Raw genomic sequence first — 21,108 nt, forward strand, 5'->3', positions numbered from 1 at the left:
ACTGTCCGATCATCCAGGGCGTGTGCTGACCGGGATCATGCTCAAGGTGATGTCGGTGGCGGTCTTCGTCGGCATGCAAACCTGCATCAAGGCCGCCGGCACTTTGCCGGCCGGCCAGATCGTCTTCTTCCGCTCCTTCTTCGCCATCTTCCCGATCATCGCCTTCCTGGCCTACAAGAGAAAACTCGGTACGGCGTTTGCCACCAAACGCCCGCTGAACCACATTGCGCGCGGTGTCGTCGGCGTTTGCGCCATGGGGCTCGGCTTCTTTGCGCTGACCCGGCTGCCGCTGCCTGAGGCGATCACGCTGAACTATGCCCAGCCTTTGCTGGTGGTGATGTTCTCTTCGCTGTTCCTCGGCGAAGCTATCCGCATCTATCGCTGGAGCGCGGTTGCGGTCGGTCTGGTCGGCGTGCTGATCATCTCCTGGCCGGAGCTGACGCTGCTCACGTCGGGCGCCGCAGTCGGCGATCAGGAGGTGCTGGGCGTGATTGCGGCGTTGGTCTCCGCAGCGATCTCCGCCAACGCCATCCTGCTCGTGCGCAATCTTGTCCAGACCGAACGGACGGCGACCATCGTGCTGTGGTTTTCGGCAACGGCGAGCGTCATGGCGCTGCTTACGCTGCCCTTCGGCTGGCAGGCGCTGACGCCGCTGCAGGCCGGTCTGCTGGTCGCAGCAGGGTTCTGTGGCGGGCTGGCGCAGATTTTGATGACGGCGGCGTACCGCCATGCCGAAGCTTCGGTGGTGGCGCCGTTCGAATACACCTCGATGATCCTCGGCGTGGTCGTCGGCTATTTCGCCTTTGGCGATATCGCCACCATCAACACGCTCGTCGGCGGTGTGATCGTCGTTGCCGCCGGCATGTTCATCATCTGGCGCGAGCGCCAACTCGGCCTGGAACGCACCCGAACGCGCAAGGCAGCGCCACCACAGGGGTGAGGAGGTCCGCGGGGTTGGCTCAGTTAGCTTCCGCACGTTCCTTCGCCAGCCGCACCAGCACCGCTCGCGTCTGCTCGTCGGCCGGGAAGAAAGACTCGATCGCCAGTTCCGACAGCGTCACGTCAAGCGGCGTGCCGAAGACGGTGATGGTGCTGATGAAGGACAGCACCTGGTCGCCATGCGCCAGCCGCAGCGGATGGACGATGCCGTTGGGCTCGACCGGCACCGGCCGCGCACCCTTGAGCCCGGACGGATAGGTTCGCAATTCGCGCTCCAGCTCGACCAGGACGGGATCGCCGGCGGCATCGTTCTGGTGTTTCAGCCGCTCCAGCAGATGCGCCCGCCATTCCGCGAGATTGACGATGCGCGGTGCGATGCCGTTCGGGTGCAGGCTGAGGCGCAGAACATTGACCGGCGGCTGGAGCAGCGACGGCTCGGCAACATCGGGCAGAAACGGGCCGATGGCGGCATTGGCGGAAATCAGGTTCCAGTGCCGGTCGACGGCGAGGGCGGGGAACGGCTCATGCCCTTTGAGCACGCTCTCGACCGCGGCAAGCGCCGGCGCCAGCGTCGTATCTGTGAGTGGCCGCTCGCTGAAGCTCGGGGCAAAGCCGGCAGCCAGCAACAGCTGATTACGCTGCCGCAGCGGAATCTCAAGCTGCTCGGCCAGATGCAGCACCATCTCGCGCGATGGCGCGGCGCGGCCGCTTTCGACGAAGGAGAGATGACGCTGGGAAATCTCAGCCTCCATTGCGAGATCAAGCTGGCTCATGCGCCGGCGCGTGCGCCATTCGCGGATCAGGCTGCCGGCGGAGGTTTGGGCTGTTGTCATCGGGCAGGATTAAGGCGGCGGGAGAGGGATTTCAATTACGTCGGAGGTTATAGCGGAGGCCGAGGCGAAATCTTCTCCCCCTTTGAGGGGGAGATGGCCGGCAGGCCAGAAGGGGTCGGTTCGACGGGATGCGACCTTCTTACGGAAAATGGACGTTGGCGCTCCACGCGCAACGACCCCACAGTCGCCTTCGGCGACATCTCCCCCTCCAAGGGCCCTCAAGGGGGAGATCAGCTAGCTAGCCCACCTCTCGCAACTTCGCTTTCACCTCGAGAAAATCCCGCCACGCCAGTTTCTTGTGCGCCGGCGTCCGCAAGAGATAGGCCGGGTGCAACGTCGGCATGGCCGGAATGGCAGTGCCCGACACCGTCGTGTGCACCTGCCAATTGCCGCGCAGGCGCAGAATGCCCTCGGTCGTGTTGAGCAGGGTTTTGGCCGAAGGGCCGCCGAGATTGACCAGCACCTTCGGATTGACCAGCTCGATCTGCCGCTCGATGAAGGGGCGGCAGATTTCGGTCTCGTGCGGCGTCGGCGTGCGGTTGCCGGGCGGCCGCCAGGGAATGACGTTGGCGATATAGACCGAAGTCCGGTCAAGCCCGATCGCCGCCAGCATGCGGTCGAGCAGCCGGCCGGAGCGGCCGACGAATGGCAGGCCCTCAATATCCTCGTCGCGGCCGGGCGCCTCGCCGACCAGCATCACCGAACCCTCCGGATTGCCGTCGGCGAAGACCAGGTTCTTGGCGGTGAATTTGAGGTTGCAGCCATCGAAGGACGCCATGTGCTGGCGCAGTTCGTCGAGCGTCGAGGCGCTTGCCGCCATCTGCCGGGCCAGGGCCGCCTGTGCCTCGTCGGGCACCGTCGCCATGGCCGGAACGGAACGCGCAGGCGCGTCCGGCACCCGGCTTGCGTCCAGCCCGGGGCTGGCGGCGGCTTGTTCCGGAAACTTGTTTTCGCGAGACGGCGCGGCAGGCGCCGTTGTGCGCTCGGGGCGCTTCGGTGCTGCCCCGGCAAACCGGTTCACCGGCGCGTCCTCCAACGCTTCGTCGACGCCGGCAGAGGCGTAGAAGGCGAGCAACTCGGCCAGGTCGGATCGGTTGTTGGGGGAGGCGGCAGTCATGCCGGGCACATTCGTCCGCCGAGAGACGATTTGCAAGGTTGGGCGGTTAGTAATCTCCCCCCTCGAGGGGGAGATGTCGCCGAAGGCGACAGAGGGGGTCGGCACGACCGGACGCGGCCTGTCGGCGACCGAGGAGGTTGGCGCTCGACGCGCAGCGACCCCCTCTGGCCTGCCGGCCATCTCCCGCTCAAGGAGGGAGATTACGCGCTCGTCGGCTTTCGCCAATCACGAAGGGCATTTCGTGGCGATTTTCACGGCGTCTGCCGCTTACCCCGTAGGAATCCGCGGATCCTGAACCAGATAAAACGTCCAGCGCGGCGTGTAGTCGGTGATCAGAAACTCGAAGCGTCCCCTCTTCAGCGGGTCGATCTGTCCACTCTTGAACAAGAGCCGGTCATAGGGTTCGAAATCGCGGTCGAAATCGGCGTACGCGCTCGACAGGATGTTGTCGGGCGTCTTGTTGCGCTGGTCGAAGGACAGGCCGTCGCCGAACACGCTCGGCTGGTTGAGTATCTCCTGCAGCTCGAACTGGAATTCGACCCAGGCCTGGCCGCTGTTGTTGAGCACCTCGATACGCATGTACAGGATGCCGTTGGCGAATTCGCCGTTGGTGCTGAACGGCTGGATCGGTTTGGTGGTGCGGATGGTGAGCGTCACCGGCGTCGACGAATTCAGCTCCTCGGAGATGACCAACGGATCTTCCTTGGTGCCGGTGCCCGAGGCGCCGGTGATGTGGAAACCGCCAAGCTCGTCGGAAAAGGAATAGGCGCCGGTCGCCCACACCTTCACCGGCTCGGCCTGAGCGCGAACCGGCGTAAGCATTGAAAGGGCGAGAAGGATCGCTCGGCAGGTCCGGCCGGGCGGAAGGGGGAAGCGCGTCAATGAATAGCCGGACGGCGTGCGCATGGAAATAAGTATGGCCGATAAGAGAGCCGTCGAACAATTAAAATATGGGACGCTGAGCGCGGCCGCGCGCAAAACGCTTGCGGCAGAGTTGTTATCCGCGACTTTTTGTCGAAATCGGCATTGTCACGTCAGCGCCGGTTTCCTGTCGCGGATTGATGCGCTATGCAGCGCAGGAGCCAGCAAAATGCCGGAAACGGTTGGCCAGAGCGGAGGGGTTGATGAGCGAGATCGAACGCGAGAGCATGGAATTCGACGTGGTCATCGTCGGGGCCGGCCCGGCGGGCCTTGCCGCAGCGATCCGTCTCAAGCAGGTCAATCCCGAGCTTTCCGTCGTGGTGTTGGAAAAGGGCGGCGAGGTTGGTGCCCACATTCTGTCAGGCGCCGTCCTCGATCCCATAGGCATCGACCGCCTGTTGCCGGGCTGGCGCGAGGAAGATGGCCACCCCTTCAAGACGCCGGTTACGGCCGACGATTTCCTGGTGCTCGGCCCCGCCGGCTCGTTCCGTCTGCCCAATATCCTGATGCCGCCGCTGATGAACAATCACGGCAACTACATCGTCTCGCTCGGCAATGTCTGCCGCTGGCTGGCGACCAAGGCTGAAGCGCTAGGCGTCGAAATCTATCCGGGCTTTGCTGCCGCCAGCCTCGTCTACAACGATGCCGGCGCGGTCACGGGCGTCATCACCGGCGACATGGGCGTCGAAAAAGACGGCACACATGGCCCGGGCTTTGCGCCGGGCATGGCGCTGATGGGCAAATACGTGCTGATCGGCGAGGGCGCGCGCGGTTCGCTGTCCAAGCAGCTGATCGCAAAATACAAACTGTCCGACGGCCGTGAGCCCGGCAAGTACGGCATCGGCCTCAAGGAGCTGTGGCAGGTCAAGCCCGAGAACCACCGGCCGGGCCTGGTGCAGCACTCCTTCGGCTGGCCGCTCGACCTGAAGACAGGCGGCGGCTCCTTCCTCTACCACCTCGAGGATAACCAGGTCGCGGTCGGCTTCGTCCTGCATCTCAACTACAAGAACCCCTGGCTGTCGCCCTTCGAGGAATTCCAACGGTTCAAGACGCATCCGGCGATATCGCGCACCTTCGAGGGCGCCAAGCGCATCGGCTATGGCGCGCGCGCCATTACCGAAGGCGGCTGGCAGTCGGTGCCGAAACTCTCCTTCCCCGGCGGCGTGCTGATGGGGTGTGCGGCGGGCTTCGTCAACGTGCCGCGCATCAAGGGTTCGCACAATGCGGTGCTGTCCGGCATGCTGGCAGCCGAACATGTCGCGCAAGCGATCGGCGCCGGCCGTGCCAATGACGAGCTGTCGTCTTATGAGGACGCCTGGCGCGCGACCGATATCGGCAAGGATTTGAAGAAGGTCCGCAACGTCAAGCCGCTCTGGTCGCGCTTCGGCACCATTATCGGCGTCGGCCTCGGCGGTCTCGACATGTGGCTGAACACGCTGTTCCGCTTCTCGCCCTTCGGCACGCTGAAACATGGCAAGGCCGATTACGCCACGCTTGAGCCCGCGGCCAAGCACAAGAAGATCGCCTATCCCAAAGCGGACGGCGTGCTGACCTTCGACCGCCTGTCCTCGGTGTTCCTGTCCAACACCAATCACGAGGAAAACGAGCCGGTGCATCTCATCGTCGGCGACATGGAGTTGCAGAAGCGTTCCGAGCATGATGTCTTTGCCGGGCCCTCGACCCGCTATTGCCCGGCCGGTGTTTACGAATGGGTCGACAAGGACGGCAACGCCGCCGCCGATCCGTCTGCCAAGGATGTGCGCTTCGTCATCAATGCGCAGAACTGCGTGCACTGCAAGACCTGCGACATCAAGGATCCCAACCAGAACATCAACTGGGTGCCGCCACAAGGCGGCGAAGGCCCGGTCTATCAGGACATGTGAGCCTCACCGACCGCGGCCGTCTCGACCAGCAAAAAATGGCGGCGATGGCCGGGTTTACCAACGCATGTAAGGCGCTCGGCGCCAAAGATTGTTGAAACCGTCGTCTGCTTGTGGTCTCATTGCCGCGTCCATGGGGAAAATGGCATGCGCGTGTTGGTCTTGTTTTGCGTCGCCGCCATAAGCGCGGCCTGCGGCGTCGTCGGGACGGCGTCGGCCGGGGTGAAAACCGTCGTTAAGACGCGAACCTATGACATCACCGGCACGACAGGTGCCGGTCTGGTTATCGCCATGAACCGCAGAGGCCCCAAGCACGGTTTCATGACCCACGCCATCGCGCAGACAAGCTACACCGCGGACTGGAGCCTGGACCTGGGTCAGGTCAACGGCGTCTGCCGCCTGCGCCAAGCCAATGGAACGCTCAACATCGCCTACACCTACCCGCGCGTCGCCTCGGCCGTCACGCCGGCGCTGCGCAAACGCTGGAACCGGTTTTTCACAGGCGTTCTCGCTCATGAAGGAACCCATGGCCGTATCGCCGGGCAGATGATGCAGGCTGCCGAGCGGTCGGTTCGCGGCCTGAAATTTGCCAACGATCCGCAATGCAACAAAACGCGCGTCGAAGCCACGCGGCGCTTGCAAGCCACTTCCAAGCTCTATGAGGCAAAACAGATCGCGTTCGACGCGCGCGAGCACAGTGAAGGCGGCCATGTCGAGCGCATCATCGAGGCCTTGGTAGGCTTGTGAAACCGTAAGCCCCGTGGCGTACGATCTAGCCGCCCATGCTGGGCTGGATCAGCGACACAGTCGCGGTAGAATCCTCGTCGACCGGCTTGGTCTCGTCGCGCATCAATGAAAATTCCACCATCACCGGCAGATGGTCGGAGCCGGTCTCTTCCATCTGCGTCGACGACAGGATGGTCACCCCGCCCTTCGAAAACACCTGGTCGATCGGCAGGCCCGCATAGCGCCGCAGGAAATCGGGCAGGGTCCGGTGGATCCAGGTCGGTCCGGCCGACGGCATCACGGTCAGTCCGCCGAGCGAGGCAACGCGCCGTACCGCGGCGCTCCACGGCACGGCATTGCAGTCGCCGGCCATGATCGCCGTCTCGCCGAGCGAGGTGAGCGTCTCGGTCAACTCGCCGATCTGCCAGTATTGTTCCTTCGGCCACGGCCAGCTCAAATGGATCGCCGCGACATCGACCGGAGTGCCGCCGAAATCGACGGTGGCGGCCGCCATCGCGCCGCGCGGTTCGCAATGCGGCTCGGTGCCGGCCGCAAAGGGTCGCCGGGACAAAAGCGCCACGCCCCACACGCCGTCGGGATGGGCGCACAGGATGCGATAGGGATAGGCGTTCTGGATATAGCTGAGTTCGGTCGCCCACATGGCCGATACTTCGTCGAGCGTGATCACGTCTGGGTTGGTCCTGCCGATCAGCGAAAGAACCTTCTTGGGTGTCGGATTGTTGAAACGCAGGTTCATCTGCAGCAGCCGGTAGACCGGTTCGTTGCCGGGCGCGGCGTCATTGGCGGCCCGCACCGGCCACAGGCGCGGCAAGGTGCTCAACGTGCTGGCGAAGGCGGCCACGGCCAGCAGCAGGCCCACGCCCGCCTGCAGGCGAAACGAGGTGGCGAGCAGCGGCAGCGCAATCAGCCCCATCAGCACGGCAAAATGGATGCGGAAATGGGCGAAGGAATCGAAGGCCGGATGCAGTGCGCCAAAGAACCCGGCTACAAGCGCGGCCGAGAGGCCGAGCATTGCCAGGAACGCCATTGAAGCCATCATCTTTCGCACGCGTGCCATCAGACCGGGTCTTGCCCATAGACCGGGTAATACATTGCCGAGGTATCAGGCCTTTATCGGCTGAAATGCGGCCCAATCAAGATGACGAAACGCCTCGCGGCAAACATTTACGGCAAGCCGGTCTACTGAAAGGCCGTCTCCGAAAAGCTTCTCAGCTTGCGCGAATGCAACCGTTCCATCGGCATTTCCGCCAGCTTCTCCATCGCCTTGATGCCGATGGTCAGATGCTGCGCCACTTGCCGCTTGTAGAATTCGGTCGCCATGCCGGGCAGCTTCAACTCGCCATGCAGCGGCTTGTCGGAGACGCAAAGCAGCGTGCCGTAGGGCACGCGGAAGCGGAAGCCATTGGCGGCGATCGTGGCCGATTCCATATCGAGCGCGATGGCGCGCGACTGCGACAGCCGCTGCACCGGTCCGCGCTGGTCGCGCAGTTCCCAGTTGCGGTTGTCGATGGTGGCGACGGTGCCGGTGCGCATGATGCGCTTGAGATCGTAGCCGGAAAGTCCGGTGACTTCGGCGACCGCCTCCTGCAGCGCCACCTGGATCTCGGCCAGCGGCGGTATCGGCACCCACACCGGCAGGTCATCGTCCAGCACATGGTCTTCCCGGACATAGGCATGCGCCAGCACATAGTCGCCCAGCGCCTGAGTGTTGCGCAGGCCGGCGCAATGGCCGAGCATCAGCCATGCATGTGGCCGCAGCACCGCGACATGGTCGGTGATCGTCTTGGCGTTGGACGGGCCGACGCCGATGTTGACCATGGTGATGCCGCCATGGTTCGGCTTCTTCAGATGATAGGCTGGCATCTGAGGCAGGCGCGGCGCCGCCACGCCTTCGCTGGGCGCGTTTTGCCCTGCCTTGGTGATGACATTGCCCGGTTCGACGAATTCGGTATAGCCGTGGCCGCCTTCAGCCATCTGGGCCCGCGCGCGGGCGACGAACTCGTCGATGTAGAACTGGTAGTTGGTGAACAGCACGAAGTTCTGGAAATGCTGCGGGCTGGTCGCGGTGTAGTGCGTCATGCGGTGCAGCGAATAGTCGATGCGCTGCGCCGTGAACGGCGCCAGCGGCCTTGGTTCGCCGAACGCGACCTCGAAGGTGCCGTTGGCGATCTGGTCGTCGGTGCCGTCGAGATCCGGCACGTCGAACAGGTCGCGGATCGGCCGTTTGATGCGGTCGGCGGCGGCGCCATCGACATGGGTTCCTTCAAGGAACGCGAAATGCAGCGGGATCGGCGTGGTCGATTCCGAAACCGTTACCGGCACGCCGTGATTGCGCATGATCAGGCGAAGCTGCTCTACGAGATAGCGTTCGAACAGCACCGGCTGGGTGATGGTGGTCGAGAAATGCCCGGGGGTCGGCATGTGGCCGTAGGCCTGGCGCGAGTCGATCTGGGTGAACGAATTGGTGGTGACGCCGATCTCCGGGTAGAAGGCGCGGTAGCGCTTGCTTTCGTCGCCGCCGGCGGCAAGCGTGGCAAAGGAGTCGCGCAGAAACTTGGTGTTGCGGTCGTAGAGCACCTGCAAGGCGGCCACGGCCTTTTTGGCGTCGTCGAAGCTCTGCTTGCCGAAAGGCTCCGGCATGACGACCGATTCGATAGCTTGTGGGTAGATTCGCTTTTCCATGGCTCAATATAGAGACTTGAGGCCGCACTTGGGAGGGGAGGGTGGCCGCCAAGTGGTCGATTTATTCGTCCACGCCCAAGGTGTGCTGAGATTCAGGTAAGGCTGAGCCGGAGTCGAGGACGGGCGCGAAGCGACCAAACTGGTTGGCTTCGAGAACCGGAGCGGAGCGTACTCGAAGCATGTGAGCACCAAGGCCGCCACTTGCAGGCCAGCATCACCTTAATACCGGCACACCTTACCCGCGCTGCAGACTGACCAGCAAGACAAAGCCGACGCCATGCTTCTTCGTCGCCGGCGCGTCGATCGTCGTGTCGGCATTGGCCCGCATCATCGGCATGGCCAGGACCGGCGCCGACAACACGACCAGAACGAGCGCCGCCCGCGGCAGGAGCCGAAGGGTCTGGAGGGCGTTGATGGCGATGCGGTTCATGGCTTTTGCTTTTCTGTTTGGATCTATGTCTTTGTCGTCTCAGGGGCGAAAATGGTTCATGCAATCGAATTGGCAGGAACTGGCTGCATTCCAGGAACGGGCCGGACGGCCGGATTCGGCCACGAGGATGGCGAAGAGCATCCCGAACAGGCTCATCAACAGGCAGACGATGGTGAAGCGGCGAGCGAGCATTTGCGTAGTGTCTCCTTGAACACGCCATCAAATGCCCTGATGCGACTGAACCGGCGCTGATGCCGACGTTCATCTGCGGTTCAAAGTGATTGACGAGGTCTTAGAGAGAGCGTCGGTTCGGGTTTGCGCCGCCGCAAACGGCACGGTCGTCGCTATGGCGCGGACCGTCCTGCAAAGAAAACGGGGCCTGTGAAGGCCCCGTTGGTCAACTCAAAGCAGCAAGATCAGAGCTTGTGCCAGGTCTGGCTCTTGCAGATCAGCCCGCCGAGCACGCAGCCGCTCATTTTGAGCGAGGTGCCCGACAGTGTTGCCTTGCCCGAATAGGTCTTGTCGTTTGCCGGATCGGTGATGTTGCCGGCATATTTGTTGGCCCCGGCCGCCTTGAGCGAACCGATGGTCTTCCCGGCATATTTGCCGGTCTTCAGGGTGATGGAGAATGAACCGCTGCCGCCGATAACTGCTGTGTCGCCGGCTTGTGTCTTCCAATTGCCTTCGATCGGATCGGCCCAAGCCGCACCAGCCATCATCACGGCGGCCGCCAGGGCCAAGCTCACTTTGCGAAACATATCTGTCCTCCCTGGTTTAGATGGGGCAGCCGCCTCTCTGCCCCTTACGCAAACGTAAGCTAATCCAGCTCCCGGCAAAACAAAAGCGTGCCGCGACGGAAGGTTTCGCAATTTTCATGCGGGGTCGGGAGAGTGCAGCCCGTGGAAATGAAACGATCGAGGCGTTGGCTTTGGTTCGCGTGGTTAGCAGAGTGTTGATCGGCGCCTTGCAAATTTTCGTCAAATCGGTCGAGAAACGGCGGGATTGCTGACTTTGTATCCTTAACGAATTTCCGCGTTTACCTCTTGTTTTAGCTTTGTTTTCTCCAAATTAAGCACGCCATTTAACGACGGATTCAAGGCTCGGCCTCATTCTCGGAAGCATCGAAAGAGCGGCTCCCCAGGGAACACCGGGGGACAGAAGAGGCCCGCTCTCGGGAGCCAGACAGGGGACTAAAATGGCACGTTTTGAAATGCTTGAAGCCGGCTTCGGCGCCATGGGGGCAACTGCCCAGGCCGACATTCTTTTCGAACTGGGCATGATGTATGCGACCGGCCGCGATTGCGAGACCGATGTCGTTGCCGCCCACAAATGGTTCAACATCGCCGCCATCAAGGGCTCGGTCCGCGCCGCGGAACTGCGCTCGGAACTGTCGGCCGCAATGTCCAAGGTCGAGATCGCCAAGGCGCTGCGCGAAGCCCGCGAATGGATGACGATGCACTGAGATCGCGAGCAGATTATCGCAGGCAGATTATCGAAAACAGGGAAGCCCCGGGATCAAGACCGCAAAGACGGTCGGAACCGGTGAAACGACGAGGCCGCGACAAGACGGCCGACCATGAAAGAACAAGAACGCGGCAGGCCGGCACGGTCCAGTCGTGCACAATGGGGACGGCGGGCAGGTTTTCGTGGCGCGGGGGCGCATGGGGACTGCTACGAGCAAAAAGCCACGACCGGCCGGAACAGGCTGGCGTGGCTTTTTGCGTTGATGAGGCCCAATCGAGCGGCGCCGATGCGCCTAGACAGGCCCAATGAAGGATGAAATTGTCCCGCCTTCGGAAAGAAGCGCGGCCAGAGCGGCTGCGCGAGTGTGGGAGGAGTTCTATCACCATGAAAAAAACGGGTATTTTGAGCGCGGCCGTATTTGGCCTGATGATGAGCGCGCCGGTTGCCTTTGCCGATGACATCACCATTTCGGTGGTCGGCCCGATGACCGGACAGCTCGCCACGATCGGCGATCAGTTCAAGCAGGGCGCAACGGCAGCCGCCGATGCGATCAACGCCGCCGGCGGTGTCAACGGCTCGATAATCAAGCTCGACATCGAGGACGACCAGTGCGATCCCAAGCAGGCGGTTTCTGTGGCCAACCGGATCGTTGCCAACAGCGTCAAGTTTATTGACGGCCATGCCTGTTCAGGTTCGAGCATCCCGGCTTCCGCCGTCTACGCCGAGGCCGGCGCGCTGATGATGAGCCCGGCCTCTTCAAATCCCGAGCTGACCGATGCCGCCGCCAAGGCCGGCTGGCCGACGATCATGCGTCTCTATACGCGTGACGACGCGCAGGGCGCCTTCATTGGCCCGTGGATCGCCAAGAAATATGCCGGCAAGAATGTCGTTATCCTGCATGACAAGAGCGCCTACGGTCAGGGCGTTGCCGATGCCGTGAAGGCGACGATGAATGCCGGTGGCCTCAAGGAGATCGACTATGAAGGCATCAATGCCGGCGAGAAGGATTATTCGGCTCTCGTCACCAAGCTGAAGGACCTCAAGGCCGACGTTGTCTATTTCGGCGGCTATCACCCGGAAGCCGGGCTTATCCTGCGTCAGTCGGCCGAGCAGAGCGTCAAGTTCCAGCTGATCATGCCGGACTCGATCGCCTCGCCGGAATTCTGGCAGGTCGCCGGCCCCGCCGGTGAAGGCACCCTGTTCGTCTTCCCGTCGGACCCGCAGGCCAAGCCGGAAGCCAAGGAGGCCATCGCCAAGATCAAGGCGGGCGGCTTCGTGCCGGAAGGCTTTACGCTGTTCTCCTACGCCGTCGTTCAGGCGTTTGCAGAGGGCGTCAAGCGCGCCGGAACGGACGATCCGGTCAAGGTAGCCGAAGCGCTGAAGAACGGCACGCCCTTCAGCACCGTGGTCGGCGACGTGACCTTCGACGAGAAGGGCGATCTGAAGAACGCCAGCTACGACATCAACCAGTGGCACGACGGCAAATACGCACCGATCGCGCAGTAAGCGGCCGCGTACTCATGGAAATGGCCGGGCTTGTCCCGGCCATTTTTGTTCAAGCCTCCAGCCGGCTTGCAGCCTCTTCAACGAAGCGCACCAGCACCGTTCCGTCGGTGACCTGCGCGCCCTCTGTGGCGATTTCCGCGATCACGCCGTCATGGCTGGCCGCGATCGTGTGCTCCATCTTCATCGCTTCCAGGATCAACAGCGGCTGGCCCTTGATCACCCTTTCGCCCTTTGCCGCGCGCACCAGCTTGACCACGCCTGGCATCGGCGCGCGCAGGCTGCCGGAAGCGGCGGCCGCCTCGTCGGTGCGCGCCAGCGGATCCGGGACGAGGAAACTGTAGCCGACCGCGCCTTCGAACACGGTGACGTGGCCTGGCCAGCGGGCAAGGCGAGGGGCGGCGCGAAGATCATGCGAATTGACGCTGTCATAGGGCGCGTCCAGCGCCACCTCGAAGCGCCCGTCCGGCCGCACTGAAACACGCGCCAGTATATCGTCCTCGCCATGGCGCAGGCGCGTGCGGCGCGCAACGCTGTGGAAATGCGCATAGCCGGCAAGCGACGACCACGGATCGTTCGACGGCGGCAAAGCACCGGCGCCCGCCGCGGCAAGGGCCGCCGCGGCAACGATCTCGCTGCTCGGCGGGGCGACCGCGGTCAGCGCTTCCTGATGCCTGCCGATCAGGCCGGTATCGACATCACCAGCCGAAAAATCGGCGTTCGCGGCAAGTGCCGCGAGAAAGGCGGTGTTGACGGTCGAGCCGGCAATCTCGGTCTGCGACAACGCAGTCCCGAGCGCATCGAGTGCCGCCTGCCTGTCCTTGGCGTGGATGACCAGCTTGGCGATCATCGGATCGTAGAAGGGCGAGATCGCATCGCCGGCCCGCACGCCGGTCTCGATGCGCATGCTGGCGCCTTCGGGCGCGTTGTCGGGAAACGCCAGGTGATGCAGCGTGCCGGTCGCCGGCAGAAACCCTTTCGCCGCGTCCTCGGCATAGATGCGCGCCTCGAAGGCGTGGCCGGAAAGCGTGATTTCGCTCTGCGTCTTCGGCAGCTTTTCGCCGGCGGCTACCCGCAACTGCCACTCGACCAGGTCGGTGCCGGTGACCATTTCGGTGACGGGATGCTCGACCTGCAGGCGGGTGTTCATTTCCATGAACCAGAAGCGGTCGGCCTTCAGCCCTTGCGAGGCATCGACGATGAATTCGATGGTGCCGGCGCCGGAATAGCTGATCGCCTTGGCGGCCTTGACCGCCGCTTCCGTCATCGCCTCGCGCAGCGCCAGCGTCATGCCGGGCGCCGGCGCTTCCTCGATCACCTTCTGGTGGCGGCGCTGCGCCGAGCAGTCGCGCTCGTAGAGATGCACGGCATTGCCAAAATTGTCGCCGAACACCTGGACCTCGATGTGGCGCGGCTTGTCGACGTATTTTTCGACCAGCACGCGATCGTCGCCGAACGCGGCCTTGGCCTCGCGCCGTGCGCCTGACAGCGCTTCCGAAAAATCTTCGGGATGTTCGACGCGGCGCATGCCCTTGCCGCCGCCGCCGGCGCGCGCCTTGATCAGCACGGGATAGCCGATCTCACGCGCCTTGGACGCCAGCAGCACGATCTCCTGCGCCTCGCCATGATAGCCCGGCACCACCGGCACGCCGGCCTTTTCCATCAGCCGCTTGGCCGCATCCTTCAGCCCCATGGCGCGGATCGAGGCGGCCGACGGGCCGATGAAGGTGAGCCCTGCCGCCACCACCAGGTCGACGAAATCGGGGTTTTCCGAGAGGAAGCCGTACCCGGGGTGAATTGCTTCGGCGCCGGTCGCCAGCGCCGCCGCAACAATCTTGTCGCCGCGCAGATAGCTTTCGCCGACCGGCGAGGAACCGATACTCACTGCCTCGTCGGCCATTTTGACATGCAGGGCCTTGGCGTCCGCGTCGGAATAGACGGCAACGGTGCGCACTCCCATCTTCCTGGCCGTGCATATCACCCGGCAGGCGATCTCGCCGCGATTGGCGATCAGGATCTTGGCGAACATGGAGCCTCCAGAGTTTGTCTCGGGCGGCGCCGGTCTGGCAGGAATGAGCCTATTTCGAAGCCGCGATTTTGCAGCCGCCGCTCGCGGTCTGAACCTTCCACTTTTTCAGGCCAACCTGACAGCTTCGCAACGCCAACTCTTCCGCGGCCTTCTGAGATGGCGCGTTCAGCCGCGCACCGCAGATGATGTAAAGATCGTCGACGCGCGAGTAGAATGTGGTCGCGTAGGCCGAGTGGCCACTCGCCGCGACATAGGCGTTGTACGACTTCGTGCAGGGCTCCTTTGGATTCAGTGACAACGGAGGCCAGAATCGGGTGTCTCCCTTGCTGCCCGCCAGCGATCCAGCCGCCCCGATACCGGGTGCCGTAAATACGAGCAGGCCGGCAAGCATCGATACAGTAATTCGTTTGATGCGTGTCGATTTCATCTTGCGCCGCCCATTTGAAAAATGCCCAAGCCGATGCTTGTCGGCCTACTTCGATGCCGCAACTTCGCAGCCCGCACCTGTAATGACCTTGTAATGGCTGCGGGCGGACTCGCAGGATTTCATCGCCCGTTCTTCGGCAGCCTTCTGTGACGGTGCATTCAAGCCCGAGCCGCAGATGATGTACAACGAACGGATCCGGGCATAGGGCGTGGTCGCATAGGCCGAATGGCCGCCGGCGGCCACATAGGCGTTGTAAGCCATGGTGCACTGGTCTTTCGGGCTTTTCGGCAAATACGGATAGAAATGGATGTCGCCTTTGCTTCCCGCCAGCGATGCCGCGGCGCCAACGCCGGGTACCGCAAATATAAGCAAGACTGCAAGTACCGACGCAGTCGTCTTTCCCGAATATTTCGGCCTCATCTTTACCCCATCCCCGTTGCCCAATGCGGGATGAACAATAGCGTCTATTCTCCAGTGCCGCCAGCCTGCTCACCGAAAATTGCTTTTGCGTAGGTGGATGAACCATCTTATCCATGCAGACTAGCATCCTCCAATGGCAGCAACGGCTTGTCGGTATAGTTGAGCTGTTGGCTCGTCGAAGCAGCAGAAAATAACTGTTTCGGGCGTTGAGTTCTGTCCGACGAAGGTACCTGCGATGCCAACGGCAATCTGCGTCGCCTCATTTTTCGGATAACGGTAGATGCCGGTCGAGATCGCCGGAAATGCCACGGTCCGGCAATCCCTGGCGGCGGCGATTTGGAGTGACCTGATATAGCAGGATACGACCAGTCCGGCTTCGCCTTTGCCGCCGCCTCGCCAGACAGGTCCGACCGTGTGGATGATGTAACGTGCCGGCAGGTAATAGCCCTTGGTAAGCTTTGCCTCGCCGACTTGCAGCCGTTCAGCATCCGGCATTCGAATTCGAGCTCCGGGCCGGCGGCGCGGTGAATGGCGCCGTCGACGCCGCCGCCGCCCAGCAGCGAGGAATTGGCGGCATTGACGATGGCATCGACCGCAAGCCTGGTGATGTCGCGGTGTGGACATGTATCCGTTCGCCGAACTTGCTCATCTCACATCCTGAACACGCCGAACTTCGTTTCCTCGATTTCGGCGTTGAGCGCGGCCGACAGGCTGAGCGCCAGCACCTCGCGCGTTTTCGCCGGGTCGATGATGCCGTCGTCCCACAGCCGCGCCGAGGAGTAGAGCGGGTGGCCCTCATGCTCGTATTTCATCAGGATCGGCTTCTTGAATTTCGCTTCCTCGTCCGCGCTCCACTCACCGCCCTTGCGCTCGATGCCCTCGCGCTTGACCACCGCCAGCACGGTCGCCGCCTGTTCGCCGCCCATCACCGAAATGCGCGCATTCGGCCACATCCACAGGAACCGCGGCGAGTAGGCGCGTCCGCACATGCCGTAATTGCCGGCGCCGAACGAGCCGCCGATGATCATCGTCACCTTCGGCACGCGAGCGGTGGCGACCGCCATCACCAGCTTGGCGCCGTCCTTGGCGATGCCGCCGGCCTCGTATTTCCGCCCGACCATGAAGCCGGTGATGTTCTGCAGGAAGATCAGCGGGATCTTGCGCTGGCAGCACAGTTCGATGAAATGCGCGCCCTTGACAGCACTTTCGGAAAACAGCACGCCATTATTGGCGATGATGCCGACCGGCATGCCCTGAAGATGGGCAAAGCCGGTGACCAGCGTGGTGCCGTAATTCTGCTTGAACTCGTCGAACTCGGAGCCGTCGACGACGCGCGCGATCACCTCGCGCACATCATAGGGCTGGCGCAAATCCGTCGGCACGATGCCATAGAGTTCACGCGGATCGTGAAGCGGCGGCGCGGGTTCCTGTAAGCTCAGGCTTACGGTCTTGCGCCGGTTGAGGTTCTTGACGATGCGCCGGCAAATCGCGAGCGCATGTTCGTCGTCCAGCGCATAGTGGTCGGCGACACCGGACAGCCTGGTGTGCACGTCGGCGCCGCCAAGCTCCTCGGCGCTGACATCTTCGCCCGTAGCCGCCTTCACCAGAGGCGGGCCGCCGAGAAAAATGGTCGCCTGGTTGCGCACCATGATCGTCTCGTCCGACATTGCCGGCACATAGGCGCCGCCCGCAGTACATGAGCCCATGACGCAGGCGATCTGCGGAATGCCGGCCGCCGACATGTTGGCCTGGTTGTAGAAGATGCGGCCGAAATGCTCGCGATCGGGAAACACCTCGTCCTGATTAGGCAGGTTGGCGCCGCCGCTGTCGACCAGATAGACGCAAGGTAGATTGTTTTGCAGCGCGATCTCCTGTGCGCGCAAATGCTTCTTCACCGTGAGCGGATAATAGGTGCCGCCCTTCACCGTGGCGTCGTTGACCACGACCATCACCTCGGTGCCTTCGACACGGCCGACGCCGGCGACGAGGCCGGCCGAGGAAATCTCCTCGCCATACATGGACCATGCCGCGAACTGGCCGATCTCGAGGAAAGGCGAGCCGGTGTCGAGCAACTGCGCCAGCCGCTCGCGCGGCAACAGCTTGCCGCGCGAAACATGACGCTCGCGCGCCTCCTCCGAGCCACCGCGCTCGACGCTTGCCGCCTTGTCCGCAATGTCGGCAACCAGCGCCCGCATGCGCTCAGCATTGGCGCGGAAGGTTTCGGAGGAGGGCGAGATCTGGGTTTGGAGTACGGCCATGCTAAACCCCTTCCGCCATGATCTCGCGCCCGATCAGCCAGCGGCGGATTTCGCTGGTGCCGGCGCCGATCTCGTAGAGCTTGGCGTCGCGCAACAGCCGGCCGGTCGGATACTCGTTGGTATAGCCGTTGCCGCCAAGCAGCTGGATGGCGTCGAGCGCCATCAGCGTCGCCTTTTCGGCGGCAAACAGCACGCAGCCGGCAGCATCCTTGCGTGTCGTCTGGCCGCGATCGCAGGCAGCCGCGACAGCATAGACATAGGCACGCGCGGCATTCATCGTCGAATACATGTCGGCGAGCTTGCCCTGTACCAGCTGGAACTCGCCGATCGGCTGGCCGAACTGCTTGCGCTCATGCACATAGGGGATGGCGACATCGAGGCTCGCCGCCATCAGCCCGAGCGGGCCGCCGGCGAGCACGGTGCGCTCGTAGTCGAGGCCCGACATCAGCACCTCGACGCCGCGGCCTTCCTCATGCAGCACATTGTCGTAGGGAACCTCGACATTGTCGAACACCAGTTCGCCGGTGTTGGAGCCGCGCATGCCGAGCTTGTCGAGCTTTGGTGATGCCGAGAAGCCGGCCATCGTCTTTTCGACGATGAAGGCGGTGATGCCGCGCGATTTCCGCTCCGGATCGGTCTTGGCATAGACGACCAGCGTTTCGGCGTCGGGGCCGTTGGTGATCCACATCTTTGAGCCGTTGAGCACATAGCGGTCGTTGCGCTTTTCAGCCCGCAGCTTGAGCGAGACGACGTCCGAGCCGGCGCCCGATTCCGACATGGCCAGCGCCCCGGCCTTTTCGCCCGAGCACAGTGCCGGCAGGAACTTCTCCTTCTGCGCAGGTGTCGCCCAGCGGTTGATCTGGTTGACGCAGAGGTTCGAATGGGCGCCGTAGGAAAGGCCGACCGAGCCCGAGGCGCGCGAAATCTCTTCCACCGCAATGACATGGGCGAGGTAGCCCATGCCGCTACCGCCGAAATCGGGATCGGCGGTGATCCCAAGCAGGCCGAGCGCGCCGAGTTCTTTCCACAGATGCGCGGGGAACTGGTTGCTGCGGTCGATCTCGGCGGCGATCGGCGCTATTTTCTCCTGGGCAAAGCGGCGCACCAGATCGCGCAGCGCCTCGATGTCCTCGTCATGCCCGAAGCTGAGTGTGTTCGTGTACATGCCGCTCCCTCCCGGAACTGTCGTCTATGTTCGCGCCAACTAGGCGCATTGTCATTGAAAGATATGTCGCCGTGACTTCAGCCATCGACAGCCGCTCGCCCGGCCGGAACCAGACGATGACGCCGGTCATCATCTGGATCAGGGCCATGGCAGTGAGCCCGGTGTCATCGACACTGAAGGCGCCGGCCTCCGCGCCGTCGCGCAGGATGGCGCGCAACTCCTTCTCATAGGCGGTGCGCATGCGAAGGATCTGCGTCAGCCGGTCATGCGACAGGCTGCGCAATTCCATATTCGAGACATGGGTTGAGTGGCGGCGCTCGATGTGGAAAGCGATGTGGTTTTCGACATAGGCGGCAAGCCGCGTTGCCGGATCGGCTGCGTCGGGGCGTGCGGCGTCCCACGCTTCGATCAGCCCTTCCATATGTTTGCGCATCAGCGTGAACAGCAGGTCTTCCTTGGTCGGAAAATAGCGGTAGAGCGCGGCCGCCTGGACGCCGACCTCGGCGGCAAGCTGCCGCATCGACGTCGCCTCATAGCCGAAGCGGGCGATCAGGCTGACCGCTGCCTCGCGGACGGCCGCTTCAGTTTTTTCGCCATCGGATCCCGTTGTGCGTGCCATGATCGCCTCCCGGTATTTAGTAATAAAACGAACGTTCAATTAATTCAAGCGGCAATAAAGTGGTTCCGTCTAGACAATGATCCGAAAGTCGATGGGCGAGTCGAGGAGTTCGAATTCTTCGACTCGACCCTCGAAACCGAAGCTCCCCTTGGCCCTTGCCGGAGCCGTTCGATCATTGTGGAAACCGCAGCATCGGCACCGGCAATCGAGGCCGTCACCGTGCCGTCTCGTTCATTGCGTACCCAACCTACGAGGCCAAGCCTTATCGCTTCGCGTCGCGCCCACATCCGGTAGCCGACGCCTTGCACCTTACCATGCATGCGCGCCTGCACCGCCTTTTGCCGGTCGTTATCTCCCATGCTCAAGAACTGGCGCGGGATCGGACGAAAGCAACAGCCTTGAACGGTTGGATTGTTGTTGGATCGACGGAAGCCGGGGGCCCGGCTGATTCTGTCTTGGCCTTTGGCGGCATTGGCAGGCCGTGTCGCGACGGCAATCGGCCGGGCTAGTTTCCCCGTGCCGCGGCGAGCGCGCCGGGCAGTTCCTCGGCAAAGATGTCGAGCTCATGATCGAGGCCGACGCTGACCCGGATGCAACGTTCGAGCCTTGGCGCCATCGGCTTGCGGATGAAAACGTCGCGCGACAAAAGATTTTGCAGCACTTTCAGCGCGAAGGCGCCGTCCTTGCCGCAATCGATGGTGACGAAATTGGTCGCCGATGGCAGCGGCTTCAGCCCGTTCGTCTCGGCAATCCCGGCTATACGTGCGCGTCCGGCAGCGACTCGCGCCACCACGCTGTGCAGCCAGTCCTGGTCGGCCAGCGCCTCGACGCCGGCGATCTGCGCCATGCGGCTGACGCCGTAATGGTTGCGGATCTTCTCGAAATCGCGGATCACCTCAGCCTCGGCCATCGCATAGCCGCAGCGAATGCCGGCCAGCCCGTATGCCTTGGAGAAGGTGCGCATGCGGATGACATTGGGTCGCGCGACATCGATCGGCGGCAGCGCCGAGGCCGGCCCCAATTCGCCATAGGCCTCGTCGAGCACCAGCATGGTGGTTTCCGGCAACGCTTCGACGAAGCGGGTGATATCTCCTGCTTCCCACCAGCTGCCCATCGGATTGTCCGGATTGGAGAGATAGACCAGCGGCGCCTTCTCCTTGATAATTGCCTTGAGCAGTCCATCCAGACTTTCCTTGTCGTTCTCGTAAGGCACCGTGACCAGCCGGCCGCCGACGCCGGCAATGTGGAAATTGAAGGTCGGATAGGCGCCGAGCGAGGTGACCACCGCGTCGCCTGGCGCCACATACATGCGCGCCACCAGGCTGAGCAGCCCGTCTATGCCTTCGCCGACCACGACGTTTTCGGCGCCGATGCCGAGATGGCGGGCCGCGGCCTGCTTCAGATCGTAATTGTCGGGGTCGCAATACATCCACTGGTCACGCGCGACGCTCTCCATGCGCTCGATGACGCGCGGCGAAGGCCCGAAACTGCTCTCATTGGCGCCGATGCGGGCGCGAAAAGCACGTCCGCGCTCGCGCTCCTGCGCTTCCGGTCCGACAAACGGCACCGTCGAGGGAAGCGCGCCGACAAGCGGCGTGAGGGCAGGGCGCTGGCGCATGGCAAAGGCTCACGAGAAAATGGGCCTTCTTGCTAGCGTGGAGGCATGTTGGGCGC

At 63.0% G+C, this 21,108-nt stretch carries 21 protein-coding genes and 1 pseudogene; 5 read left to right on the forward strand and 17 right to left on the reverse strand.

Annotated elements, in window-relative coordinates; all coding sequences use genetic code 11:
• Positions 1–37: 37 nt before the first annotated feature.
• Positions 38–940: a DMT family transporter gene (locus NLY37_RS02510; protein ID WP_084559012.1), complete on the forward strand. Its 903-nt coding sequence runs from the start codon at positions 38–40 to the stop codon at positions 938–940.
• Between the two features lie 19 nt (positions 941–959).
• On the opposite strand, the gene NLY37_RS02515 is transcribed toward NLY37_RS02510, so the two are convergent.
• The 3 genes from NLY37_RS02515 to NLY37_RS02525 form a co-directional block, all read right to left on the reverse strand.
• A complete protein-coding gene (locus tag NLY37_RS02515) occupies positions 960–1,772 on the reverse strand; it encodes a helix-turn-helix domain-containing protein (protein WP_023742640.1) in 813 nt (270 codons plus the stop codon).
• Between the two features lie 238 nt (positions 1,773–2,010).
• A complete protein-coding gene (locus NLY37_RS02520) occupies positions 2,011–2,889 on the reverse strand; it encodes a uracil-DNA glycosylase (protein WP_023742639.1) in 879 nt (292 codons plus the stop codon).
• A gap of 267 nt (positions 2,890–3,156) precedes the next feature.
• Positions 3,157–3,711, reverse strand: a complete 555-nt coding sequence (locus tag NLY37_RS02525; RefSeq protein WP_023698594.1) for a hypothetical protein — start codon at positions 3,709–3,711, stop codon at positions 3,157–3,159.
• 302 nt (positions 3,712–4,013) lie between these two features.
• On the opposite strand from NLY37_RS02525, the gene NLY37_RS02530 reads away from it, so the two are divergent.
• Together NLY37_RS02530 and NLY37_RS02535 are read left to right on the forward strand one after the other, a co-directional pair.
• Entirely contained in the window at positions 4,014–5,693 is a 1,680-nt protein-coding gene (locus tag NLY37_RS02530; protein ID WP_023742638.1) for an electron transfer flavoprotein-ubiquinone oxidoreductase, read from the forward strand.
• Positions 5,694–5,843: 150 nt separating this feature from the next.
• Positions 5,844–6,437, forward strand: a complete 594-nt coding sequence (locus tag NLY37_RS02535) for a DUF922 domain-containing protein (protein ID WP_353621659.1) — start codon at positions 5,844–5,846, stop codon at positions 6,435–6,437.
• Between the two features lie 25 nt (positions 6,438–6,462).
• Here NLY37_RS02535 and NLY37_RS02540 read toward each other — a convergent pair whose 3' ends face one another.
• The 5 genes from NLY37_RS02540 to NLY37_RS02560 form a co-directional block, all read right to left on the reverse strand.
• Positions 6,463–7,494 (reverse strand): endonuclease/exonuclease/phosphatase family protein, encoded by a 1,032-nt coding sequence (locus NLY37_RS02540; protein WP_023698596.1) that lies wholly within the window; start codon positions 7,492–7,494, stop codon positions 6,463–6,465.
• A gap of 122 nt (positions 7,495–7,616) precedes the next feature.
• A complete protein-coding gene (locus NLY37_RS02545; protein WP_023731828.1) occupies positions 7,617–9,077 on the reverse strand; it encodes an AMP nucleosidase in 1,461 nt (486 codons plus the stop codon).
• A gap of 277 nt (positions 9,078–9,354) precedes the next feature.
• Positions 9,355–9,549 (reverse strand): hypothetical protein, encoded by a 195-nt coding sequence (locus tag NLY37_RS02550; RefSeq protein ID WP_023670200.1) that lies wholly within the window; start codon positions 9,547–9,549, stop codon positions 9,355–9,357.
• A gap of 39 nt (positions 9,550–9,588) precedes the next feature.
• Complete coding sequence (locus NLY37_RS02555; RefSeq protein WP_023738556.1) at positions 9,589–9,741, reverse strand: hypothetical protein; 153 nt, start codon at positions 9,739–9,741, stop codon at positions 9,589–9,591.
• Positions 9,742–9,965: 224 nt separating this feature from the next.
• A complete protein-coding gene (locus tag NLY37_RS02560; protein WP_023687258.1) occupies positions 9,966–10,307 on the reverse strand; it encodes a DUF2147 domain-containing protein in 342 nt (113 codons plus the stop codon).
• A gap of 437 nt (positions 10,308–10,744) precedes the next feature.
• Here NLY37_RS02560 and NLY37_RS02565 point away from each other — a divergent pair, with 437 nt between their 5' ends.
• Both NLY37_RS02565 and NLY37_RS02570 read left to right on the forward strand, forming a co-directional pair.
• Positions 10,745–11,011: an SEL1-like repeat protein gene (locus tag NLY37_RS02565; protein ID WP_006199745.1), complete on the forward strand. Its 267-nt coding sequence runs from the start codon at positions 10,745–10,747 to the stop codon at positions 11,009–11,011.
• Positions 11,012–11,397: 386 nt separating this feature from the next.
• Positions 11,398–12,519 carry an ABC transporter substrate-binding protein gene (locus NLY37_RS02570; RefSeq protein ID WP_023738557.1) on the forward strand — a complete coding sequence of 374 codons (1,122 nt, stop codon included), beginning with the start codon at positions 11,398–11,400 and terminating at the stop codon, positions 12,517–12,519.
• A 49-nt stretch (positions 12,520–12,568) separates the two neighbouring features.
• Here NLY37_RS02570 and NLY37_RS02575 read toward each other — a convergent pair whose 3' ends face one another.
• The 9 genes and pseudogenes from NLY37_RS02575 to NLY37_RS02615 all read right to left on the reverse strand — a co-directional run bounded on the left by NLY37_RS02575 (position 12,569) and on the right by NLY37_RS02615 (position 21,052).
• Positions 12,569–14,545: an acetyl/propionyl/methylcrotonyl-CoA carboxylase subunit alpha gene (locus NLY37_RS02575; protein WP_023738558.1), complete on the reverse strand. Its 1,977-nt coding sequence runs from the start codon at positions 14,543–14,545 to the stop codon at positions 12,569–12,571.
• A gap of 49 nt (positions 14,546–14,594) precedes the next feature.
• A complete protein-coding gene (locus NLY37_RS02580) occupies positions 14,595–14,972 on the reverse strand; it encodes a hypothetical protein (protein ID WP_023684512.1) in 378 nt (125 codons plus the stop codon).
• A gap of 45 nt (positions 14,973–15,017) precedes the next feature.
• Positions 15,018–15,392: a hypothetical protein gene (locus NLY37_RS02585; RefSeq protein WP_023670207.1), complete on the reverse strand. Its 375-nt coding sequence runs from the start codon at positions 15,390–15,392 to the stop codon at positions 15,018–15,020.
• Positions 15,393–15,512: 120 nt separating this feature from the next.
• A pseudogene (locus NLY37_RS02590) lies at positions 15,513–16,041 on the reverse strand (O-acetyl-ADP-ribose deacetylase).
• 1 nt (position 16,042) lies between these two features.
• Complete coding sequence (locus tag NLY37_RS02595) at positions 16,043–17,650, reverse strand: carboxyl transferase domain-containing protein (protein WP_023684511.1); 1,608 nt, start codon at positions 17,648–17,650, stop codon at positions 16,043–16,045.
• 1 nt (position 17,651) lies between these two features.
• Positions 17,652–18,815, reverse strand: a complete 1,164-nt coding sequence (locus NLY37_RS02600; RefSeq protein ID WP_023684510.1) for an isovaleryl-CoA dehydrogenase — start codon at positions 18,813–18,815, stop codon at positions 17,652–17,654.
• Positions 18,784–19,434 (reverse strand): TetR/AcrR family transcriptional regulator, encoded by a 651-nt coding sequence (locus tag NLY37_RS02605; RefSeq protein ID WP_023684509.1) that lies wholly within the window; start codon positions 19,432–19,434, stop codon positions 18,784–18,786. The genes NLY37_RS02600 and NLY37_RS02605 overlap by 32 nt, the downstream gene beginning before the upstream one ends.
• 44 nt (positions 19,435–19,478) lie before the next feature.
• Positions 19,479–19,793, reverse strand: a complete 315-nt coding sequence (locus NLY37_RS02610; RefSeq protein WP_155924235.1) for an acylphosphatase — start codon at positions 19,791–19,793, stop codon at positions 19,479–19,481.
• 146 nt (positions 19,794–19,939) lie between these two features.
• On the reverse strand, positions 19,940–21,052 hold the full coding sequence (locus NLY37_RS02615) for a pyridoxal phosphate-dependent aminotransferase (RefSeq protein ID WP_023742636.1): 1,113 nt from the start codon (positions 21,050–21,052) through the stop codon (positions 19,940–19,942).
• Between the last annotated feature and the right edge of the window lie 56 nt (positions 21,053–21,108).

Source organism: Mesorhizobium sp. C395A (assembly GCF_030323205.1).
Classification (GTDB): Bacteria; Pseudomonadota; Alphaproteobacteria; order Rhizobiales; family Rhizobiaceae; genus Mesorhizobium.

Coding starts and splice junctions, on each gene's coding strand:
- NLY37_RS02510 (WP_084559012.1), top strand. CDS start 38: ATGCTCAAGGTGATGTCGGTGGCGGTCTTCGTCGGCATGCAAACCTGC.
- NLY37_RS02515 (WP_023742640.1), bottom strand. CDS start 1,772: ATGACAACAGCCCAAACCTCCGCCGGCAGCCTGATCCGCGAATGGCGC.
- NLY37_RS02520 (WP_023742639.1), bottom strand. CDS start 2,889: ATGACTGCCGCCTCCCCCAACAACCGATCCGACCTGGCCGAGTTGCTC.
- NLY37_RS02525 (WP_023698594.1), bottom strand. CDS start 3,711: ATGCTTACGCCGGTTCGCGCTCAGGCCGAGCCGGTGAAGGTGTGGGCG.
- NLY37_RS02530 (WP_023742638.1), top strand. CDS start 4,014: ATGAGCGAGATCGAACGCGAGAGCATGGAATTCGACGTGGTCATCGTC.
- NLY37_RS02540 (WP_023698596.1), bottom strand. CDS start 7,494: ATGGCACGCGTGCGAAAGATGATGGCTTCAATGGCGTTCCTGGCAATG.
- NLY37_RS02545 (WP_023731828.1), bottom strand. CDS start 9,077: ATGCCGGAGCCTTTCGGCAAGCAGAGCTTCGACGACGCCAAAAAGGCC.
- NLY37_RS02550 (WP_023670200.1), bottom strand. CDS start 9,549: ATGAACCGCATCGCCATCAACGCCCTCCAGACCCTTCGGCTCCTGCCG.
- NLY37_RS02555 (WP_023738556.1), bottom strand. CDS start 9,741: ATGCTCGCTCGCCGCTTCACCATCGTCTGCCTGTTGATGAGCCTGTTC.
- NLY37_RS02560 (WP_023687258.1), bottom strand. CDS start 10,307: ATGTTTCGCAAAGTGAGCTTGGCCCTGGCGGCCGCCGTGATGATGGCT.
- NLY37_RS02565 (WP_006199745.1), top strand. CDS start 10,745: ATGGCACGTTTTGAAATGCTTGAAGCCGGCTTCGGCGCCATGGGGGCA.
- NLY37_RS02570 (WP_023738557.1), top strand. CDS start 11,398: ATGAAAAAAACGGGTATTTTGAGCGCGGCCGTATTTGGCCTGATGATG.
- NLY37_RS02575 (WP_023738558.1), bottom strand. CDS start 14,545: ATGTTCGCCAAGATCCTGATCGCCAATCGCGGCGAGATCGCCTGCCGG.
- NLY37_RS02580 (WP_023684512.1), bottom strand. CDS start 14,972: ATGAAATCGACACGCATCAAACGAATTACTGTATCGATGCTTGCCGGC.
- NLY37_RS02585 (WP_023670207.1), bottom strand. CDS start 15,392: ATGAGGCCGAAATATTCGGGAAAGACGACTGCGTCGGTACTTGCAGTC.
- NLY37_RS02595 (WP_023684511.1), bottom strand. CDS start 17,650: ATGGCCGTACTCCAAACCCAGATCTCGCCCTCCTCCGAAACCTTCCGC.
- NLY37_RS02600 (WP_023684510.1), bottom strand. CDS start 18,815: ATGTACACGAACACACTCAGCTTCGGGCATGACGAGGACATCGAGGCG.
- NLY37_RS02605 (WP_023684509.1), bottom strand. CDS start 19,434: ATGGCACGCACAACGGGATCCGATGGCGAAAAAACTGAAGCGGCCGTC.
- NLY37_RS02610 (WP_155924235.1), bottom strand. CDS start 19,793: ATGGGAGATAACGACCGGCAAAAGGCGGTGCAGGCGCGCATGCATGGT.
- NLY37_RS02615 (WP_023742636.1), bottom strand. CDS start 21,052: ATGCGCCAGCGCCCTGCCCTCACGCCGCTTGTCGGCGCGCTTCCCTCG.